Source organism: Mycolicibacterium sp. SMGY-1XX (assembly GCF_059132455.1).
The window spans coordinates 1-20,605 of the sequence record NZ_CP101139.1 but is presented as its reverse complement, the minus strand read 5'-3'; the positions used below and the strand labels follow the sequence as shown (position 1 = coordinate 20,605).

The following is a 20,605-nucleotide window of genomic DNA, read 5'->3' as shown; positions in this document are numbered from 1 at the left end:
GGTAGCCGGTGCTTTGTCGTGAAGTCAAGAAGTACTGACTAGATTTGAAAGATGTCCAATTCGGAGAAAGCGATTCCCTACGGGGTGAGGCCGACACTCAATCGGCTGCTGGCCGAGCCGGACCTGGAGCTTCGCCTGCTCGCCGGCAGCACCGCACGCGCGGACCGCACCATGCAGGGCATCCACCTCACCGAGGTGCTCGACGTCGACAAGTGGCTGGCCGAAGGCTGGGTCATGATGACCACCGGCTTTCAACTGCAACGCGATCCGCAGGCCCAACGCACGCTGATCCGGACGCTCGACGGCATCAACGCCACCGGCCTTGGGTACTGCGTGGACGTGGTGACCCGGCATGTGCCGTCGGCCCTGCTGGACGAGGCGCGCCGTCTCAACTTCCCGCTGTTCGCCATGCCGCTGCACATCAAGGCGCGTGACGTGGCCACCCGCGCCAACCGGATGATCCTGGCCAATGACGACACCTTGTTCCGCCAGGCGCAGGCCACCCAGGACCTGTTCTTCGAACATTTCGAGATCAGCGGTACCTCGGACTGGCTTCCGGAGCGGCAACTGGTGGCGAATCTCGCGGCGTTCCTTGACCTTCCGGTTCAGTTCCATCCGAGCGACGGGTTGTCGATGGCCGCCAGTGATCCGGTGGCCCGGATGCTGCTGACCGCACCCACCCACGCGCCGATCAAACAGCGCAGCGGCGACGACGACCTGCTGATCGTCCCGGCGCGCGTCGGCGCCATCTTCGTCGGCTGGGTGGTGGTCACCGTGCCGCGGGAGATCAGTACCGGCCAAGTGGCGTTGAACACCACCATCGCCGTGGCGCGCCTGGTGGCACTGGCGGTCGTCAGCCGGAAGCGGCCGGCCACCTCGGATCGCGCTGTGCGACAGGAGGTCATGGGTCAGCTGCTCTCCCCCGGCCGCACCGCCGAGGGCGTCAATCCGATGCGCCGCCTCGACGGCGCCGGGACTCTCAGTGCCCTCCAGGATCTCGGCTTCCGGCCCGGCGAACCCGTCCGGGGCTGCGTTCTGCAACGCCGCGACGGCGAGGCCGACCGCCGTCGTGACACCCTGTTCGACAACGCCGTCGAAGCACTGCACCGTACCGGGGCTCCGTACGCCTTCCTGACGACGGACGCCTCGATGGTGGTCATGGCGCAGATGCCCCTCGAGGACCTGCTCGCCGTCCTCGCCGAGACCGGGTGCGACGTCGGTGTCGGCGGTGAGGTGGCCAGCGTGGTGGATCTGGCGCGGTCGGTCGAACAGGCCAACAGCGTCCTCCAGATGGGAGACCCGCTGACCCGCGATCGCACCAAACCACGCTGTCTGGTGTTCGACGATCTTCCGCTGTCCGCGTGGATGGTTCACCACCACACCGGTGGCCACGACCGCGCCCACCGCGAACTCGCCGTGCTGCGTTCCCATCCCGCGGTGTTCGAGACCGTGGTCACCTATTTCGAGACCGGCATGGATGTCGCGCGATGCGCCGACAAACTGTTCATACATCCCAATTCCGTCCGCTATCGGCTCAGCAAGGCCGAGGAGTACTTGCACGCGTCACTGCACGATCCCGCCGTGATCGCCGATCTGTACCTGGCGATGCGGCTCTGCGGCGACCTCTGACCATCAGCCGGCGATACCCGTGGGAGTGGACTCCCCGACAGTCTTCGGAACCGGGTCACCGATCGGCCGGTAGTAGCGGCCCTTGGTGAGGAAAGCCATGACCGGCACTATCACGAAGGCTATGGCCCCGGAAACAAAGGGGGCCCACGTCATTCCGGCAGGGCCGGCGATGCCGAATGCCAGCGGCACCGACACCAGCAGGGCGACACCCACAGCGGTGAGACCCACCGGATTGAACGCGGGCAGTTCGTCTTTGCGGTAGGGCGAGGAGTCATCTGTGAGCTTCAGGACCCGCCGCACGATCGCCATGTGTGCCACCACAGCCATCACCCAGGCGATGATGAACACCGCCTCGAAGGTCAGCACCTGGTTCAGCCGGGAGTAGATGTCACCGAACATCAGCGCGGTGCCGAGCACGGCGGTCAGCACCACCCACCAGTGGCGGCCGGGTGAGAAGTTGAACAGCCGCCGGAACAGCGTGGCGTAGACGATCGAACCCGAATAGACATTGGTGACGTTGATGCGGATCTGCGTGATGATGACGAACAGCACACCCCACACACCCATGATCGCTGTCAGATAGATTCCGGGGTCGGACTGCCCGAACCGCAGTGTCAGCCAGCCGCCCAGGATCGTACAGCCGCCGAAAGTCAGGGCCTGCGCCAGGAATCCGACCAGGAAAGCACCGGAGTTCTTGCGCTTGGGCGGGATGAACCGGCCGAGGTCGGCAGAGATGGTCACCTGTGACACGACCGCCAAAGCGGCGGCGAGAACCTGGATCAGACCTGGGCCTGCGGCCGCCGAGAAGCTGCCGTCACCCTCGTAGCTCCAGAAGTCGACAGTCGAGTCGGTCCGTGCCGCCATCCAGATCGTCACTCCGAGGAACACTGCATAGATGGGCAGCGTCACCCACATCAGCACGTTCATCAGTCGCATGCCGTACCAGGTCAGCGGAATGAAGATCAGACCGCTGACCAGATAGATCGACCACTTCGGGATCGACGGCCACTGCGCATGGATGGCGTTGGCCATGATGGCGCCCTCGAACGCGAAGAACATCAGGAACGTGAGGGTGTAGATCAGTGAGGTGACCGCTGAGCCCAGGTAACCGAAACCCGAACTCCGGCTGAGCAAGTCGGCTCCCAGGCCGGTCTCTGATGCGCGGCGGCACCAGAAGAATGCCAGGCCCCCGATCACCAGCGAGGCGATGATCATGCCGACCACCAGGTTCTTGGTGCCGTAGGTGTAGACGAGCGTGCCACCCCAGGACAGGAAGAACATCGCGGTGGTGATGCCGAACATGACGCCGAACAAGGAGACCGTGCTCCACGTCCGGTATTCGAGCGGGACGCGGTCCTGGGCGTAGTCCTCCCGATACTCGCCCCAGTCCGTGGAGTCGGTGGTCTGTCCTGTTTCAGGCATGGTGGTACTCATGAATGTGCCTATCTGTCTGGTGGGTGGGGCCGGGCAAGTCAGCCGGCGCGCAGCTTCTGGGTTGCTGGTATGTCGACAGCGAGCGCTTCGGTGAGCTCGTCGGAGGTGAACACCACGCCGTAGACGTCGCGCGCCCGCTCGAAGGTGATGAACTGGGCGAGCACGTCCTCGCGGACCAATTCGACTTCACGTTCGCGGGGGTCGCCGTAGCCGCCGCCGCCAGAAAGGCGGTGGCCCAGGCATTCCCCGGGCTCCAGTTGCACGTCACCGATGGGCGCGACGTCCTTCTCGATACCGTCGACGGTCGTCATGAACGGTTCCGACGGTGCTGCGTCGGTGCCGCCGCACACGCCCCGCGGCGGGAACACCACCCCGTCGGTGGCATAGAACGCACTCATCGGCGCGTCCTTGGGTCCGAACCGAAGCACCGTGCCGGGTGCACCGCGCCGCCGCCCCGCGCCCTCGGAGTCCGGACGAATCCGTAGTTCCTCCACCCGAATCGGGTACTTCTGCTCGTCGATCTCGATGCTGTCGCGGAACATCAGGCCGTTGGTCACCGAGTTGCCGTAGGTGATCCAGCCGTCGATATCGGCGTTGGCCGGGCCGCCCTGCGAGCCGAGGAACACCTGGTTGATGTAGGGCTCCCGGCTGCCGTGGCGCCGGTCGGTGCCCGAGATCACCGAAAAACCCGCTCCGACACTGCAGGAACCCTCGGCAAGACCCTGCCCCGGCCAGTTGTCGGCGAACGTTTTCTGCGTGGTCATCACCAACCGTTCCCCGAGGTTGGTGGTGGCCACCGACGTCGAATGGGGGAACGTGGGGATCCCCACGATCGCGCCTTCGCGCAGCAACACCTCGATGCGCCGGAAACTGCCACTGTTACGCGGGATGTCGGGATCGAGACTGTTGAGCAGGCCCGTCATGACGTTGTTGGTGGAACAGGTCTCCGACTCGTTGAGGCCCGCGTCGATGCAGTCGATGTTGTCGCGCAGGTCCAGCACGATACGGCCCTCCGCGGGTTTCACCGCGATGGTGACCTGTACGGGAATCCCGTCGGGCATGACGGGCGGCAGTGGGTCGGCCATACCGTACCCGGTGACGGTGCCCTCGTTCAGCTTGCCGATCGCGTCGGCCATGGTGCGCTCGGAGTAATCGAACCACTCCTCGATGAACGCCTTCACGGTGTCCTTGCCGTAGCGGTCGCACAACTCCTTGAGCGCCTTCTCCCCGATGCGCGCGGCGCCGATCATGGCCAGGTAGTCGCCGTACCACTGATCCGGGACACGAATTCGCCTGCGGCACATGCGAATGATGTCGCCGACATCCTTGCGCTCACGCTGGATGCGCACCGCGGGGAAGATCAGAGCACCCTCTTCGTAGATGTCCTTGGCGAACGGCATGTACGTGGTGGGCTTGGAGTTGCCGATGTCGGCCTGGTGGGCCTTGGCGGCGGTGGTGAACAGATGCTCGCCGTCAACGAACACCGGCACCAGAATGGTGTGGTCGGCGGCGTGGGTGTTGCCCAGATAGGGGTCGTTGTGCAGATAGGCGTCGCCGTCGGCGATGTCGTCGTGCAGGTCGGTCATCGCCTTGCCGAGGCGTTCGGTGCCGATGACGTGCACCGGCAGCCCCTCGCCGGTGGACAGCAGCCGGTTGTCACCGGTGATGATGCTGCACGAGAAGTCGCGCGCCATGTTGAGCACCGCCGACCGTCCCGTGCGCAGGAGGGTGTTCTCCATCTCGCGCACGATGCCGTCGAGGCGGTTGGCGATGACGGCCAGATTCACCAGGTCGAGGTCGGGCATCTCAGTTCTCCTTGTCGGCGTCGGCCGTCGTGTCGATCAGATAGTTGCCGTGCGCGGTCACGGTGGCGCGCTGGCCGGGGTAGACCACCAGGGTCGTGGTGGGTTCCTGCACCACCGCAGGGCCGGCGATCGTGGCGCCCAAGGGCAGCGTCGGCCCGTCGTAGAAGTCGGTGGACACCCACTCGGTGGCCCCGAAGTAGGCCTGGCCCTGGCGGATCGCCGTCGGCACGTCGGTACGCCCGGCCTCGCCTGCCCGCAGCCGCGGCTTGGGCAACCTCGCGGTGGCCCGTGCGCTCCACGCCAGCAGCTCGAGGTACTGACCGGGTTCACGAACCCCGAAGATCCGCTCGTGTACCTCGTGAAAGGCTTCCTCCAGCATCTTGCCGTCGCCGGGACCGAGATCGCCGTAGGGAACCGCGACGGTCAGCTCCCAGGCCTGCTGCTTGTACCGCGCCTCGACGAAGTACTCGATCACCGGGTCGGCGGACAGTTCGCCCATTCCGGCCAGGAAGCCCTCCGCCTGGGCATGCACCTCGCGCAGGCTGGCATTGGCCAGAGCGGGGTCGAAGTCGGCGGTGGTGCTGTAGGCCACCGTGGTGAACTCGGAGATGACGTCCGAGAACAGCGCACCGCACGCGCTCATGGCACCGGCGGTTTTCGGCAGCAGCACGTGCCGGGTGCCGAGCTCGGCCGCGATGCGTCCGATGTTCATGCCGGAACCGCCGCCGCCGGCGACGATCGTGACTTCTCGGGGATCGATACCGCGGGCGATGGTGGTCTCGCGGATGGCCGTCACGATGTTGTCGGCCGCGATCGTCAGGGCGGCGTGGGCCGCCTGCTCGGTGGTCATTCCGATGCGGTCACCCAGCGCCCGGTAGGCCCCCCGCGCGGCCTCGAGGTCCAGCGACAGCGTGCCGTCCATGAAGTTGCTGGAGTCCAGATAACCGAGCACGAAGGCGGCATCGGTGACGGTGGGTTCGGTGCCGCCGAGCCCGTAGCAGACCGGCCCCGGCGCTGAACCGGCGCTGCGGGGGCCGACGCGCAGCATGCCGCCCGCGTCCAGCCAGGCGATCGAACCGCCGCCGGAGCCGATGCTGCGCACGTCCACGGCGCGGGTCCCGGTGATGTTGCCGATCCACTTGCCGCCCAGCCAGGTTTCGTTGGTCTGCTGAATGTGGCCGGCGCGGACCAATCCGACATCGAAGGTGGTGCCGCCGGTGTCGGCCACCAGCAGATCGTGTGCCGACGCGCCCCCCGGCAGGTCGAGGTCCGCGTCGTAGACGGCGGAGACCGGGGCCATCGAGGGGCCCGAGCCAATGGAGTAGATGGGCCGCTCGGCGATGTCGGCCGGGCTCCAGGACCCGCCGTAGGAGGTGGAGATGAAGAGGCTTCCGCCGAATCCAGCGGCGGTCAGATCGGCTTCGAGGTTGGCGAAGAACTGCTGCATCAGCGGCTTGAGCGAGGCGTCGAGGACTGTCGCCGACGCTCGGCGGTATTCGCGTACGACGGGGTTGAGCTCGTGCGAGAGGGTGAACGGAATCCCAGGAGCATGCTCGGCGATCAGCTCGCCGACCCTGGCCTCGTGGGCGGGGTTGGCCACCGACCACAGCAAGCACACGCCGATCGCCTCGGCGCCCTGGGCCAGTGCTCCCTTGATGGCGGCAAGCACCGACGCCTCGTCGAGTGGCCGGAAGACGGTGGCCTCGGCGTCCATTCGCTCGTCGATCTCGAAGGTGAGGTGCCGGGGGACGTACGGCTTGCCGTAGGGCAGCGGACGGAAGGCGTCCGGCTTGCCCCCTTCGCGTAGGAGCAGGATGTCGGGGAACCCGGCGGTGGTGAAGAAGGCCGTGCGCGCTGCGGTGCCTTCCACGACGGCGTTGGTGGAGCGGGTGGTGCCGTAATTGAAGCGCGTGGTCGCGGCGAGCAGCTGGGCCACCGTGGCGCCCATCTTGGGGGCGATGACACCGAGGGCGTTCTCGATGGCGAGGAATGCCCGTTCCTTGGTGGTCAGCGCTTTGGCCAACCACACCTGGCCGGCGGTGTCGGCGACGACGACGTCGGTGAACGTTCCGCCGGTGTCCACGGAGATGGTGTACATACATGCCTTCCTGGATGGGTATCTCGCTTCAGCCCGACTCCTGCGCGCGGTGTTCGAGTTTGGCGTTGCCACAGTCTGCGCTGGCCGAGCGCAAGCAGTCATTGGGCTTTCCACCAAGCTGACTCGGTATTTTTGCCCTCATTCCAATCCGCGTCATCGCGCCGTAACGAGCCGCGCGCGGCGTGCCGACGCCCTGGCCATGTGGTTCGGGCGTTGTCGTGCACAGATGCCCATGCACGCTCGTTGGAGTAAAGAGGCAGGGCGTGATCGTTCCCATACGCTGCGGAAGCTGTTACATGGGCCGGAAATGGACGCGTAACACAACGGAAACCGCGCTCACCAGCCCGTGAAAACACAAACGACCATGCCGTGGAACTCGGCATGGTCGTGATGATGGAGAAGTGTGGAGCCTAGGAGATTCGAACTCCTGACATCTGCCTTGCAAAGGCAGCGCTCTACCAACTGAGCTAAGGCCCCTTGTCGCCGGTGGGATCGTCGGCCGTGTGCCAGACTTCGACACCCCGCCGGGACCGTATCACCGCCACACCCGCTGCGATGACCGCCAACAGCACGAGCAACCGTTTCACGGTGCACCCTTCCTGTTGGCCGTCCGCGGGCTTTGGTGGGCCTAGGAGGACTCGAACCTCCGACCTCTTCGTTATCAGCGAAGCGCTCTAACCGCCTGAGCTATAGGCCCGTACGTGGGACAACCGAGCGACGAGATTACCGCACGGGTGCCCCCGCAACCAAAACGGCTCAGTCCCGGTCGGCCAAGGTGACTTCCACGCCGCCGACGATGTCGGTGGTGAGGTTGTAGATGAACGCCCCGACCGTGGCCAGAGCGGTCAGCACCACGATGTTGACCAGGCCGATCAGCAGCGCGCCGCCGAAGATCGTGCCGCTGGAGACCAGCTCGCCGCCGCTGCCGCCGGTGCTGGTCAGCAGATCGCCGACATTGCTGTTCAACTTCGTCCACACACCCATGCCGCCGAGGACCAGGTAGAGGATCGCCACCGCGATCATCCACACGAAGAACAGCGCGATCGACAGCAGTAGCGACACCTTCAGCGCGCTCCACGGGTCGACGCGACGGATCTGCATACTGGCCCGCACCGGCCCGCCCTTGCTCCGGCCCGGAGCCACCTGGACACGGTTACCGCCGCCGGACCGCTGCGCCGCGGGGTCAGCCGGCTTACGCGGCCCGCTGCGCGGGTTCGGACCGGACAGATCCGGCAACTCGCTGGCGTACTCCTTGGGGCGCGCCAGATCCGAGTCGGTGGGCGTCTGCACCGCCGTACCCGGGGCGGCGGAGCCGGCCAGGTAGCGCGCCTGACGGTTCTCCTGGGCCGCTGGGCGCTGCTGTTCGGTGCGCTGGGCCTCGACCGGCCGCACCGGACCGGACTGCTGGGGCCGACCCGATCCGCGCTGCCACGGCGGGACGTCGCCGCCGTCGCTCAGCCGCTGGGTCGGAGGTCCCTGCTCGCCCACCCGGGCGGGCGGCGGAGCAGGCCTGGCGCCTGCTCCGGCCCGCTCGCCGGTGTGCCCGTTGGCGGCGCCATCCCCGGGTCCGTTGTGGCCCGGTTCCTTCGGTGAACTCACTGTGCTCCTTGTGGTCGCCGCGTCAGCGGCTCACTTGTCAGCGCGACCGTCAGGCTTCGGGCTCGTTGCCGTCAACGGCCTCGAGATCCTCAGCGTCCGAATCTTCGGCATTGCGCGCGATCGCCAACAGTGTGTCGCCATCGCCGAGGTTCATCAACCGAACACCCTTGGTCTGACGTCCGGCCTTGCGAACCTGGCGGGCCGCGGTCCTGATGATCCCGCCGCCCGAGGTGATGGCGTACAGCTCTGTCTCGTCATCGACGATCAATGCTCCGACAAGACTGCCACGACGCCGGTCGTACTGGATCGTGAGGATGCCTTTGCCACCGCGACCCTGCACCGTGTACTCGTCGATGGAGGTCCGCTTGGCATAGCCGCCGGCCGTCGCGACCAGCAGATACGTGCCCTCGACCACCACATTGAGCGACAGCAACCGGTCGTCTTCGTTGAAGCGCATACCCTGCACACCGGAGGTCGCCCGGCCCATCGGCCGCAGTGCCTCATCGGTAGCTGAGAAGCGGATCGACTGACCGTTGGCCGAGACCAGCAGCAGATCGTCTTCGGCCGAACACAGCACCGCACCCACCAGCTCGTCACCGTCACGCAGGTTCACCGCGACGATGCCGCCAGAACGGTTCGAGTCGAAGTCCACCAATTTGGATTTCTTCACCAACCCGTTGCGGGTGGCCAGCACCAGATACGGCGCGTCCTCGTAGCTCTTGATCTGGATGACTTGGGCGATGCGCTCCTCCGGCTGGAAGGCCAGCAGGTTCGCGACATGCTGGCCCCGTGCGGTCCGCGACATCTCCGGCAGGTCGTAGGCCTTGGCGCGATACACCCGTCCCTGCGTGGTGAAGAACAAGATCCAGTCATGCGTCGAGCACACGAAGAAGTGCGCCACGATGTCGTCCTGCTTGAGCCCCGCGCCCTGGACCCCCTTGCCGCCGCGTTTCTGGCTGCGGTACAGGTCGGTCTTGGTGCGTTTGGCGTAGCCGGTTTCGGTGATCGTGACGACGACGTCCTCGCGCTGGATCAGATCCTCGTCGGTGACGTCGCCGTCGGCGGCGATGATCCGGGTGCGACGGTCGTCGCCGTACTTCTCGGCGATCTCCTTGAGCTCGTCGCGGACGATGGCGCGCTGGCGCTCCGGCTTGGCCAGGATGTCCTCGAGATCGGCGATCTCGGCTTCGATCTTGGCCAGGTCGTCGACGATGCGCTGGCGTTCCAGGGCCGCCAGGCGGCGCAGCTGCATGTCCAGGATCGCCTGGGCCTGGATCTCGTCGACGTCCAGCAGCTCCATCAAGCCGGTGCGTGCCACATCGGCGCTGGCCGAAGCCCGGATCAACGCGATCACTTCATCGAGGGCGTCGAGTGCCTTGACCAGACCACGCAGGATGTGGGCCCGCTCGTTGGCCTTGCGCAACCGGTACCGGGTGCGCCGCACGATGACGTCCAACTGATGGTTGACGTATAGGCGGATCAGCTGATCCAGCCGCAATGTGCGCGGCACGCCGTCGACGATCGAGAGCATGTTGGCACCGAAGCTGGTCTGCAGCTGGGTGTGCTTGTAGAGATTGTTCAGCACCACCTTGGCCACGGCGTCACGCTTGAGCTCGATGACGATCCGCAGGCCCACCCGGTCACTGGACTGGTCCTCGATGTTCGAGATGCCACTGAGCTTGGCGTCGCGCACCTGCTCGGCGATCGAGGTGATGAAGTTGTCGTGGTTGACCTGATACGGAAGTTCGGTGATGACAAGGGAAGTGCGGCCCTTGCTGTCTTCCTCGATCTCGACGACACCGCGCATCCGGATGGAACCGCGACCGGTGGTGTAGGTGTCCTGGATTCCTTGTGACCCGACGATCAGACCGTGGGTGGGGAAGTCGGGCCCCTTGACCCGCTCCATCACCGCGGACAGCGTGGCCTCTTCGTCGGCCTCGTGGTTCTCCAGGCACCAGTAGACGGCCTCGGCCAACTCCCGGAGGTTGTGCGGCGGGATGTTGGTGGCCATACCGACGGCGATACCGCCGGAACCATTGGCCAGCAGGTTGGGGAACCGGCTCGGCAGAACCGTCGGCTCCTGGACCCGGCCGTCGTAGTTCGGAATGAAATCGACTGTCTCCTCGTCGATTTCACGCAGCATCTCCATGGCCAGCGGAGTGAGCCGGGCTTCGGTGTTGTGACTGACGAACCCGTTGGTGACGAAGGCGTGGTCCTCGGTGTCTACCCGCAGGCTGTACACCGGTTGGACGCCCGCATCCTCGACAGACGCCACCGTGGCGTAGTAGAACCGGCCGTCGGTGAGGTCGGTGGCGATGGCACGAACATCGGGATCGGCGATATGGCTGAGAATTTCAGCCCCGTCACGCTGCCAGCGGGAAAGCCTGTCGATGTTGTGTTTACGAAGCCATTCCTTGTCGGCCCAACGTCCGCCGCTGTGCTCACGGATGAAGCGCGCCAAGCCAGGAACGAGGTCGCGATCCAGCCCCGCCGCATCAGCCGGAAGCTCGGCGAGGATACGGAGCAACTTGTCCTGCTTGATGCCGCCGAAACCGATCTGGCGGGAGAACAGTTCTGCCTGAGCACGATTGGTCAGGACGACCTTGTACTCACCAACCGCATGGCGGTATCGGCGAGACACGACACCGAACTCCAACAGCATCTGTTGGACGTCCTTCGACAGCTGCTCGCTGCGCGTCGAGTAGGAGACCTGGATCGTGTTACGCGGCAGGCTCGAGCAAGAGCCATCACCTTCGAACAACGCCTGCAGGAAGACGCGTTTCACCGCCGCCGGCGACTGCCAGATCCAGTCGGGGACGAACTTGTCCGCCGAGCGTTGTCCGGCTGCCTCGCCCAATCGGGAGGCCCGCAGCGCGGCCATGTCGTACGTACGCAGCAGGTGCATGAGCGAACCTGAGGCGTTAGTGGCTTCATAGACATTGCGGTTGCCGCCGACAACTGCATCGAATGCAGTAACCACCATCGTGAAGAAGTCCACGTCGAGGTTGCCGAACCCGGCGCACCTCTCAGACACAAATCCCTCGCTGATGAAGGCTCCGGCGAGCAACGCTTCCATCGTTGCGTCCCAATCTGCCGGACCGAATTCCATTGGCTCGGTCCGCTGGAGCACCACGACGTCACCTGGTCGAATCTCCTCGACCAGCTTCCACAGCAGCGTGGGGACGCCACCGACATCCACCAGACACAACAGAGGATGGTTCTCGGTACCCGTGACCGTGTAGCCCTCGGACGTGGTCACCGTGTAAGTCTGATGCTCACCGGAATGGAACAGCCGGTCAGCCGACACAGGGTTGCCGTGACGGTCGTTGACCTTCAGATCGATCGCGTTGTCCGAGTTGGGTTTTGCACCCGGAACCACACCATCGATACGCACGGACTGCCCGAGCGGCAACCGCACCAACGCATCACCCGTCACGCAGTAGCGCATCGCCGCTGGCGGATCGTTACCCGGCGAACCGAAGTTGCCTTGGCCGTCGACCAGCGGGTAGCGCAGCGACCACGGCTGGGCCATGCGGACCAGGGTGTCGTAGATCGACGAGTCGCCGTGCGGGTGGTAGTTGCCCATCGTTTCCGCAACGGAGCGGGCGGATTTCGCGTGCCCACGGTCCGGCCGGAAACCGGAGTCGTACATGGCGTACAGCACACGGCGGTGCACGGGTTTGAGACCGTCGCGCACCTCCGGCAGCGCGCGGCCGACGATCACGCTCATGGCGTAGTCGATGTAGCTGCGCTGCATCTCCTGCTGGATGTCGACCGGTTCGATCCGGTCGCCGGCTTCGTCGCCAGGCGGCAACGTGGTGTCAGTCATCTAGTTCCTTCTACCGGTTGTCATTGAGACGCAACGTCGTCAGACGTCGAGGAAGCGAACGTCTTTGGCATTTCGGGTGATGAAGCTGCGGCGGGCCTCCACGTCCTCACCCATCAGGATCGAGAACAGCTCGTCAGCGGCCGCGGCGTCGTCGAGGGTGATCTGGCGCAGCACCCGCACCGACGGATCCATGGTGGTTTCCCACAGTTCCTTGGCGTCCATCTCACCCAGACCCTTGTAGCGCTGGATGCCGTCGTCGACGTTGATCCGCTTACCCGCGGCCCGGCCGGCCTCGAGCAGGCCGTCGCGCTCGCGGTCGGAGTAGGCGAACTCCGGCTCGCTGCGCTGCCACTTCAACTTGTACAGCGGCGGCTGCGCCAGGAACACGTGCCCGTTCTCGATCAGCGGTCGCATGAACCGGAACAGCAGGGTCAGCAGCAACGTCGAGATGTGCTGCCCGTCGACGTCGGCGTCGGCCATCAGCACGATCTTGTGATAGCGCAGCTTGGCGATGTCGAACTCGTCGTGGATACCGGTGCCCAGCGCGGTGATGATGGCCTGGACTTCGGTGTTCTTCAGCACCCGGTCGATTCGGGCCTTCTCGACGTTGATGATCTTGCCGCGCAGCGGCAGGATCGCCTGGAACATCGAGTCGCGGCCGCTCTTGGCCGAGCCGCCGGCCGAGTCACCCTCCACGACATACAGTTCGGACTTGCTCGGATCGGTGGACCGGCAGTCGGCCAGCTTGCCGGGCAGGCCGCCGATGTCGGTGGCGCTCTTGCGGCGCACCAGCTCGCGGGCCTTGCGCGCCGCGATACGGGCCTGCGCGGACGAAACTGCTTTGTTCACAACGGTTTTTGCCTCGGCGGGGTTGGCATCGAACCAGTGCTGCAGCTCTTCGTTGCAGATCTTCTGCACAAACGACTTGACCTCGGTGTTACCGAGCTTGGTCTTGGTCTGCCCCTCGAACTGGGGCTGGGACACCTTCACCGAGATGACCGCCGCCAGACCTTCGCGGATGTCGTCACCGGTGAGGTTCGGATCCTTGTCCTTGAGCAGCTTCTTGTCTTTGGCGTACTTGTTCACCACCGTGGTGAGCGCGGCACGGAAACCCTCTTCGTGCGTACCACCCTCATGGGTGTTGATGGTGTTGGCGAAGGTGTGCACCGACTCCGAGTAGCCCGCGTTCCATTGCATGGCGATCTCGACCTCGTGACCGGGGCCCTTGCCGTCGAAATCGATGACGCTTGCCTGGATGGCGTTCTTGGTGCGGTTGATGTGCTTGACGAAGTCGACCAGGCCACCGGGGTAATGGAAGGTGCGGTGCTTGATCTTGTGCGGCGCGGCCGATTCCGCGGCCTTCTCCTCCGCCGACTTCGGCGCTTCGGCGGTGTCGCTGACCACGTCGTCGACCACCTCGACGGCGGTGACACGCTCGTCGCTGAGGTTGATGGTCAGGCCCTTGTTCAGGAATGCCATTTCCTGCAGCCGCCGGGCCACCGTCTCGAAGTCGTAGGTGGTGGTCTCGAAGATGTCGGGATCGGCCCAGAACCGGATGGTGGTACCGGTCTCCTTGGTCTTGTCACCCTGCTTGAGGGTGCCGGGTACCGACTTGTCATAGGTCTGGAACCACTCGAAACCGTCCTTGCGGACATCGGCCTCGAGGCGCGTCGACAGTGCGTTCACCACGGAGACGCCCACGCCGTGCAGACCGCCGGACACCTGGTAGGCGCCCTCTTCGAACTTGCCGCCGGCGTGCAGGACGGTCATCACCACGTCGATGGTGGGAATGCCCGTCGCGTGCATGGCGACGGGGATACCGCGGCCGTCATCGGTGACCTCGACACCACCGTCTTCGAGGATGCGCACGTCGACCTTGGTGGCGAAGCCGGCCATGGCTTCGTCAACCGCGTTGTCGACGACTTCCCAGATGAGATGGTGGAGGCCTCGTTCCCCGGTGGAACCGATATACATACCGGGACGTTTACGTACTGCTTCGAGTCCTTCGAGAACCTTGATCGAATCGGCACCATACTGGTCTTGGGCAGCCACGTTGGACGCGTCTCCTTGGGGTTGTGCATGCGCGGTCGAGCACCGCAGCAGGTCTTACCTCACGATTCTACCGCTTGCGACCGACAGCACCGATGCTCAGGGCGCGTTTCCACCTGGCTAGTTGCGCCGTGCAGAGAACTTCTCGGCCACAGGTGCCTCACGACGGCTTCCCGGGCACAAAACCGGCTCACTGCGGCTCTGAACGGGTAAGATCGACAGCCGATCAGCCGTAGGTGTCGCGGGGTCCGCGACCCGCGATGTGCAACGGGCCCTTACGCCAGGACGGCGCGGTCGGTCCGGTGATCTTCATCGACGTCACCACACCGTCGCCGACGGCGGCCGCGATCTTGGCCAGCAGTTGTGATTGCACCATCCGCAGCTGCGTCGCCCACGCGGTCGATTCCGCCGTCACACTGAGCACACCGTCACGCAACGAAGTGGGCGTGGCATGCTCGGCGATCTGCTCACCCACCACGGTGCCCCATTGACCGAACACCGCGCCCTCGGCCACCCGCTTGCTCCAACCGAGGTTTTTCGAGATGTCACGGGTGGCCGCGCCGAGGGTCTGCGGGTCCCGATGATCGGGACCAGGCCCCGACCAGGTGCGCCGACCCCGTCCGGCCACCGTGCGCCGGGTGACCGGGGAGCGCCCGCCCCGCCCGGTGTCCTTACCCTGGCTGCGCGCCGCACCACGCGCCTCCTCGAGGGCCCGTCGCACCAGGTCCATTCCCGCCAGATGTGGGGGAGGGGTGTCCGGAGCCGCCCCGTCACGTTCCTCTGTCACGACGTCACCACCGAGATTCGTCCATTGTCGGAGTCCTGCAGATCGATGTGAACCCGCCGAACATCCCACTCGGCCGGTACATCTTCTTCCACCGCGGCCGTCACCAGCACCTGTTCGGCCGATGCCGCCACCCCGGCCAGGGCGCGCCGGCGCGCGGTGTCCAACTCGGCGAAAACGTCGTCGAGCAGCAACACCGGATCGGTGCCTTCACCACGCAGCAGTTCGTAGGACGCCAACCGCAAGGCCAGTGCCATCGACCACGACTCCCCGTGACTGGCAAAGCCTTTCGCCGGCTGCTCGCCCAGATACAACTCCAGATCATCGCGGTGCGGACCCACCAGGCACACGCCGCGCTCCAGTTCGGCGTCACGGCGCCGCGCCAACGCATCCAACAAGGCCGCTTCCAGGAACTCGGGGTCCTGTGCGGCTCCGGGTTCCCGGACCTGCTCGATCGAACTGCGGTAGTTGATCGACGCCGGCCGCGACGACGGCGCCAGCACCTGGTAGGCCTTCTCCACCTCCGGGGCCAAGGCCGCGACGAGTTGCAACCGCGCCGCGATGAGCTGCGCTCCGTGCACCGCCAAGTGCCCATCCCACACGTCGAGGGTGTCCAACGCCGACCGGTCGCCGCGGAACCTGGCACCGGAGGCGGTCTTGAGCAGAGCGGTGCGCTGTTTTAGCACACGGTCGTAATCCGCACGCACACCGGCGATTCGGGGGCGGCGCACGGTAGCCAGATCATCGAGATAACGACGACGCTCACTGGGGTCGCCGCGCACCAGTGCCAGGTCCTCAGGGGCGAACAACACCGCATGCAGAACGCCGAGCACCTCGCGAGGGCTGCGCACCGGCGACCTGTTCAACCGCGCCTTGTTGGCGCGGCCGGCGGCGATCTCCAGATCGACTGCCAGTTCCCGGCCTTCGTTGACGACGATCGTCGACACCAGTGCACGCGGGGCGCCGGCCCTGATCAACGGTGCGTCCGTGGCCACCCGGTGCGAATTCAGCGTCGACGAATACCACAGCGCTTCAACGAGATTCGTCTTTCCGTGGCCGTTCGGCCCGATGAAGACGGTGCGCCCCGGTTCCAGGTCCAGGTCGACTGTCTCCCAGGACCGGAAATCACGCAAACCGAGGTGTCGGACGAACAACGCAGGTTATCCGGACAGCCCGACCCGCTTGACCGCGTGGCCGCCGAATTGATTACGCAGTGCCGCAACGGCTTTCATGGTCGGGGAGTCTTCCTGACGGGACAGGAAGCGAGCGAACAACGCCGCGGCGATACTGGGCACCGGGACCCGCAGCCGGATCGCCTCCTCCACCGTCCACCGGCCTTCCCCGGAATCCTCGGTGTAGCCGCTGATCTGGGCCAGGCCCGGATCCTCTTTCAGTGCCTTCGCCAGCAACTGCTGCAGCCAGGACCGCACCACGGTGCCATTGGTCCACGCCTGGTACACCGCCTGGGGATCCTTGACCAGGTCCTCGGCCGCCAGCACCTCGTAACCCTCGGCATAGGCGGTCATCAACGCATACTCGATACCGTTGTGCACCATCTTGGTGAAATGCCCGGCTCCCACCGGACCGGCGTGGACGAAGCCGTCCTCGCGCGGCCCCGGAGGACGCAACGCATCGAAGATCGGCATCAACCGTTCGATGTCGGCGTCGGTACCACCGACCATCAGCCCGTAGCCTTCGGTCAGACCCCAGATACCACCGGACACCCCGGCGTCGACGAACCCGGTTCCCTTCTGCGCCAACAATTCTGCGTGTGGGGCGTCCTCGGTGTAGCGAGAGTTGCCGCCGTCGATCACCAGATCGCCTTCACCCAGCACCTCAGCCAGGGAGACGATGGTGTCATGGGTGATCGGGCCCGACGGCACCATCACCCACACCACGCGCGGTGCCTCGAGGGCTTCGGCCAAGGCTGCCAGCGACGGCACGTCGCTGACTTCCGGGCGGGGGTCGTACCCCACCACCTCGTGCCCGCCCTCACGCAGCCGTTCGCGCATGTTGAAGCCCATTTTGCCCAGGCCCACGAGACCCAACTGCATGCGAAACCCTTTCCCTTGAATCCCTGGTGGCTAGCGGATCAGCCCGGCAAGCGGACCGGCATCAGGAGATACACATAATCCGTCTGCTGCGCGGGGAACGGACCGTTACCTGTGGGCGTCGCGTCGGTGTCATCTCCGGAAGCCGGCCGCAGCACGGCGGGCTTGCTCGGTGTGGTGAAACCGAACGACACCCGCTCCGAGTGCAGGGAGCTCAGTCCGTCGGTCAGATAGGTGGGGTTGAACGCGATGGTCAACGGTTCGCCGGCGAATTCCACCGGAAGGTCTTCCTCGGCCCGGCCGACATCGTCGGCGCCGGCCGACAACCGCAGCACACCGGCATCGAATTCCATCCGCACCTGCGCCCCACGGTCGGCCACCAGCGCCACGCGCTTGATGGCCTCGGTGAGCTCGGCCACGCCGATGGTGGCCACCGCGGTGTGCTCATTCGGCAGCAGCTGCCGGAACTTGGGGAACTCGGCGTCGAGAAGTCGTGTGGTGCTGCGCTTGCCGCTGCTGCGGATACCGAGCAGCCCCTCTTTACCCACGCTGGGCCCGGAGCCCAGCGACAGGTGCACATCCGTGCCGGCGGTTCCGGTCTTGGCGGCTTCGGCGAGGGTCTTCGCCGGTACCAGGACAGCGGCCTCGGTGCCCGCGCCATCCGATGACCAGGTCACCTCGCGGACGGCGAGCCGGAAACGGTCGGTGGCGGCCAGCACCACGTTGTCACCGGAGATCTCCACGCGGATGCCGGTGAGCATCGGCAGCGTGTCGTCGCGGCCGGCGGCCACCGCGACCTGGCCGATGGCTTCGGCGAACAGGTCAGCGGCCACCACGCCCGTGTCATCCGGCAGGGTCGGCAGGGTCGGGTAGTCCTCGACGGCCATGGTGGGCAGGGAGAAACGTGCGCTACCGCAGGTCAGTGACACACGAGTGCCTTCGACACTGACGTCCACCGGCTTGTTGGGCAGCGCGCGGGTGATGTCCGAGAGCAGCCGGCCTGACACCAAAACGCTTCCTGGAGAAGCGATCTCGGCTGCCACCTGCACCTCGGCCGAGACTTCGTAGTCGAAACCGGAGATGGTCAGGCCCTCATCGGACCCGGTCAGCAGCACACCGGCGAGCACGGGCACCGTCGGCCGGGACGGGAGGTTACGTGCCACCCATGCCACGGCGTCGGCGAAATCATCCCGGACCAGGCGGAACTTCAAATCGGTCAGTCCCACTGTCGTCGTGGCCACGGCCATAGCGTCCCTTCAATCACAAAAATCACGTCCAGCGTTGCTCAGCGTCGACGGCCTCCCGGACGAACCAAGACACCGCCATGACGTCATTGAACCCAGCCCCGCCACAACGACCGTAGCCGCAGTCGAAGAACCACCGTAGAGCTTTCTCCTGGAACTTGAAAGCTAATCGATCGCGCTGACAATTTCGCTCCGGAGCTGGGACGGACCGGGTGTTGAGCAGATCTCCCCAAGCCCCTTCTGTTGAAGAGAAATCTAGAGATATAGATGAGTAACAGTAATAGGGGCTGTGCATGTTGGGGATGACACCGCTTCGCCGCAGTCCAGAGCGGTGACGGGGCTGTGGAGAATCAGTGGATGATTGTCCGCAGGTGCGACCGCGGCTGTGGACACGGTCGGGTTGTGCGGATCGTTCCCAGGTTTGTGGGGGCGCGTAACCAGGTTGTGCACAGCCCCGTCCACAGCTCACAACGAGACGCGTGTGGTCACTGTGACGAAATTTTTCGGCAGGATCGTCCGCGGCGACACGCGCACGACACGCGGTACCGACGAACAGAAAGGGTGTGTTTCAGCGCTTGGAGCGCTGGCGGATCCGCGCGGTCAATTCCTTGACGTGATCGAAGACCTCTCGGCGGTAAGCCATCTCGTTGAGGATCTTCTTCTGCGCATACATCACGGTGGTGTGGTCGCGGCCGAAAGCCTGACCGATACGCGGCAGGGAGAGGTCGGTGAGCTCGCGGCACAGATACATGGCGATCTGGCGCGACTGAGCCAGGGCGCGGGTCTTACCCGGGCCGCGCAGCTCCTCGACGGTGGTGTCGAAGTACTCCGCGGTGGCCGCCATGATGGTGGCCGCACTGATCTGCATGGTGCCGGCGTCGGCGATCAGGTCACGGAGCACGATCTCCGCCAGCGCCTTGTCGATCTGAGTCTGGTTCAACGACGCGAAGGCCGTCACCCGGATCAGCGCGCCTTCGAGCTCGCGGATGTTGCGCTCGATACTGCTGGCGATGAGCTCGAGCACGTCGGGCGGCACGTCCAGGCGTTCCATCTGCGCCTTCTTGCGCAGGATGGCGATGCGGGTCTCGAGTTCGGGCGGCTGCACATCGGTGATCAGGCCCCATTCGAACCGGGTACGGAGCCGGTCTTCGAGGGTGGCCAGCTGTTTGGGCGGCCGGTCCGAGGAGATGACGATCTGCTTGTTCGCGTTGTGCAGGGTGTTGAAGGTGTGGAAGAACTCTTCCTGGATACCTTCCTTGCCCTCGATGAACTGGATGTCGTCGACCAGCAGGACGTCGATGTCCCGGTAACTGCGCTTGAACGCCACCTTGCGGTCGTCCCGCAGCGAGTTGATGAAGTCGTTGGTGAATTCCTCGGTGGAGACGTACTTCACGCGCATGCCGGGGAAGAGTCGTTGCGCATAGTTGCCCGCGGCGTGCAGCAGATGCGTCTTGCCCAGACCGGACTCGCCCCAGATGAACAGGGGGTTGTACGCGCGGGCCGGAGCTTCTGCGATGGCGAGGGCGGCGGCGTGCGCAAACCGGTTGGAGGCGCCGATGACGAACGTGTCGAAGGTGTAGCGACGGTTGAGGCTGGCACCTTCGGACGCGGGCGTGGACTGGGCGTTGCGGTGGCCGTTGAAATACGACGGCCAACTCTCGTGCGCACTGGCCAACGCCTCACTGTCCTCGTCGACCTCGTCGGCGTCGGAGGGTTCAGGTGCACTGGCGGGCGGCGGGGCAGAAGGGGGTGCCGAAGTGTCGTCGGCGGTGTCCTCGGGCGGCGCGATGCGTACGCCGAGTTCGACCCGCTGGCCGAGCCGCCGGCTGAGGGCGTCGGTGATCTGGATACGCAGGTGCCGTTCGATCTCGTTCTGCACGAAACTGCTCGGCACCGACAGCAGGGCGAAGCCTTCGACGATGGTCAGCGGCCGCACCAACTTCAGCCAGGCACGTTGCTGGGGAGTGAGCGGCCGGATGAGACTTTCGCCGTTGCTGCCCGACCCGAAGGAGTGGTCACCGTTGAGTTCGGAAACGACCTCACTCCACATCGTGGCGAAGGCGATACCGGGATCATCGGTCAA

General features: G+C 65.4%; 12 protein-coding genes and 2 tRNA genes. 1 reads left to right on the top strand and 13 read right to left on the bottom strand.

What is annotated here, in order from left to right; all coding sequences use genetic code 11:
* Nucleotides 1-51: 51 nt before the first annotated feature.
* Entirely contained in the window at nt 52-1,629 is a 1,578-nt protein-coding gene (locus NL241_RS00070) for a PucR family transcriptional regulator (RefSeq protein WP_494396424.1), read from the top strand.
* A gap of 3 nt (nt 1,630-1,632) precedes the next feature.
* Here NL241_RS00070 and NL241_RS00065 read toward each other — a convergent pair whose 3' ends face one another.
* The 13 genes from NL241_RS00065 to dnaA all read right to left on the bottom strand — a co-directional run bounded on the left by NL241_RS00065 (nt 1,633) and on the right by dnaA (nt 20,605).
* Nucleotides 1,633-3,051, bottom strand: a complete 1,419-nt coding sequence (locus tag NL241_RS00065) for a purine-cytosine permease family protein (protein ID WP_494396423.1) — start codon at nt 3,049-3,051, stop codon at nt 1,633-1,635.
* Between the two features lie 50 nt (nt 3,052-3,101).
* The gene (locus NL241_RS00060; RefSeq protein ID WP_494396422.1) at nt 3,102-4,868 is read right to left on the bottom strand and encodes a hydantoinase B/oxoprolinase family protein; all 1,767 of its coding nucleotides are present in this window, start codon (nt 4,866-4,868) and stop codon (nt 3,102-3,104) included.
* 1 nt (nt 4,869) lies between these two features.
* Nucleotides 4,870-6,966 carry a hydantoinase/oxoprolinase family protein gene (locus NL241_RS00055; RefSeq protein WP_494396421.1) on the bottom strand — a complete coding sequence of 699 codons (2,097 nt, stop codon included), beginning with the start codon at nt 6,964-6,966 and terminating at the stop codon, nt 4,870-4,872.
* Nucleotides 6,967-7,370: 404 nt separating this feature from the next.
* Nucleotides 7,371-7,443, bottom strand: a tRNA-Ala gene (locus tag NL241_RS00050).
* Nucleotides 7,444-7,586: 143 nt separating this feature from the next.
* A tRNA-Ile gene (locus tag NL241_RS00045) sits at nt 7,587-7,663 on the bottom strand.
* Nucleotides 7,664-7,722: 59 nt separating this feature from the next.
* Complete coding sequence (locus tag NL241_RS00040) at nt 7,723-8,565, bottom strand: DUF3566 domain-containing protein (protein ID WP_494396420.1); 843 nt, start codon at nt 8,563-8,565, stop codon at nt 7,723-7,725.
* 49 nt (nt 8,566-8,614) lie between these two features.
* A complete protein-coding gene (gene gyrA, locus NL241_RS00035; protein ID WP_494396419.1) occupies nt 8,615-12,394 on the bottom strand; it encodes an intein-containing DNA gyrase subunit A in 3,780 nt (1,259 codons plus the stop codon).
* A 39-nt stretch (nt 12,395-12,433) separates the two neighbouring features.
* On the bottom strand, nt 12,434-14,494 hold the full coding sequence (gene gyrB, locus NL241_RS00030) for a DNA topoisomerase (ATP-hydrolyzing) subunit B (protein ID WP_487692339.1): 2,061 nt from the start codon (nt 14,492-14,494) through the stop codon (nt 12,434-12,436).
* A 175-nt stretch (nt 14,495-14,669) separates the two neighbouring features.
* A complete protein-coding gene (locus tag NL241_RS00025; RefSeq protein WP_494396418.1) occupies nt 14,670-15,230 on the bottom strand; it encodes a DUF721 family protein in 561 nt (186 codons plus the stop codon).
* Nucleotides 15,227-16,381, bottom strand: coding sequence for a DNA replication/repair protein RecF (gene recF / locus NL241_RS00020; protein ID WP_487692073.1), 1,155 nt, complete (start codon nt 16,379-16,381; stop codon nt 15,227-15,229). Before recF ends, NL241_RS00025 begins: the two co-directional genes overlap by 4 nt.
* A 6-nt stretch (nt 16,382-16,387) precedes the next feature.
* Nucleotides 16,388-17,281 carry a phosphogluconate dehydrogenase (NAD(+)-dependent, decarboxylating) gene (gene gnd / locus NL241_RS00015; RefSeq protein ID WP_487692072.1) on the bottom strand — a complete coding sequence of 298 codons (894 nt, stop codon included), beginning with the start codon at nt 17,279-17,281 and terminating at the stop codon, nt 16,388-16,390.
* A gap of 38 nt (nt 17,282-17,319) precedes the next feature.
* Nucleotides 17,320-18,519: a DNA polymerase III subunit beta gene (gene dnaN / locus NL241_RS00010; RefSeq protein WP_494396417.1), complete on the bottom strand. Its 1,200-nt coding sequence runs from the start codon at nt 18,517-18,519 to the stop codon at nt 17,320-17,322.
* A 571-nt stretch (nt 18,520-19,090) separates the two neighbouring features.
* The gene (gene dnaA / locus NL241_RS00005) at nt 19,091-20,605 is read right to left on the bottom strand and encodes a chromosomal replication initiator protein DnaA (protein ID WP_487692070.1); all 1,515 of its coding nucleotides are present in this window, start codon (nt 20,603-20,605) and stop codon (nt 19,091-19,093) included.

What these genes read in the sequence shown, in the direction of transcription:
- NL241_RS00055 (WP_494396421.1), bottom strand. Translation starts at nt 6,966, where the DNA reads ATGTACACCATCTCCGTGGACACCGGCGGAACGTTCACCGACGTCGTC.
- NL241_RS00060 (WP_494396422.1), bottom strand. Translation starts at nt 4,868, where the DNA reads ATGCCCGACCTCGACCTGGTGAATCTGGCCGTCATCGCCAACCGCCTC.
- NL241_RS00065 (WP_494396423.1), bottom strand. Translation starts at nt 3,051, where the DNA reads ATGCCTGAAACAGGACAGACCACCGACTCCACGGACTGGGGCGAGTAT.
- gyrA (WP_494396419.1), bottom strand. Translation starts at nt 12,394, where the DNA reads ATGACTGACACCACGTTGCCGCCTGGCGACGAAGCCGGCGACCGGATC.
- gnd (WP_487692072.1), bottom strand. Translation starts at nt 17,281, where the DNA reads ATGCAGTTGGGTCTCGTGGGCCTGGGCAAAATGGGCTTCAACATGCGC.
- NL241_RS00070 (WP_494396424.1), top strand. Translation starts at nt 52, where the DNA reads ATGTCCAATTCGGAGAAAGCGATTCCCTACGGGGTGAGGCCGACACTC.